At 46.9% G+C, this 669-nt stretch carries 1 protein-coding gene; it reads left to right on the top strand.

Annotation, left to right across the window (positions count from 1 at the left end):
* Positions 1 to 669 (top strand): VWA domain-containing protein (locus R7044_RS25795; protein ID WP_225456070.1); only part of this gene is annotated, 669 nt, incomplete at both ends.

Genomic DNA, 669 nt, shown 5'->3' with positions numbered 1-669 from the left:
CCTCTGCTGATTTACAAGCTTCTTCCTGAAGAAACTCGACAAGCAGAAATCAAACTGGCGTATTTGCCAGAAAGCAAAAACAGCCATAAACCTAAACAATGGCAACAAAAGTCGTTGTCGGTAGCCATTTGGACGCTATTGGTCATCGCTTGTGCGAGACCAGTTTGGTTTGGTGAACCTGTCGAGTTTCAACCTAAGTACCGAGACTTAATGCTGGTGGTTGACCTTTCAGGTTCCATGCAAAAAGAGGACATGAACTTAGATGGCGAGTACATCGACCGACTCTCTGCCGTGAAAAAAGTCCTATCAGATTTTGTCGCGAAGCGAAAGGGTGATCGGCTTGGAGTAGTTCTATTTGGTGACCACGCGTACTTACAAACGCCACTGACGGCTGACCGACAAACCGTTATCCAACAAATCAAGCAAACCGTAATTGGCCTAGTTGGTCAACGAACCGCAATTGGCGATGGTATCGGCTTAGGAACAAAAACCTTTGTCGATAGCGATGCGCCCCAGCGCGTGATGATTTTGCTCAGTGACGGCAGTAACACCGCAGGTGTGTTAGATCCAATCGAAGCGGCTGAGATTGCGAAGAAATACAATGCCACTATTTATACCGTCGGCGTAGGTGCTGGCGAAATGATGGTGAAAGACTTTTTTATGACTCGT

Source organism: Vibrio sp. 1402, from assembly GCF_033340275.1.
The sequence above is the reverse complement of the archived record's forward strand: the minus strand, read 5'-3'. Positions and strand labels throughout refer to the sequence as shown.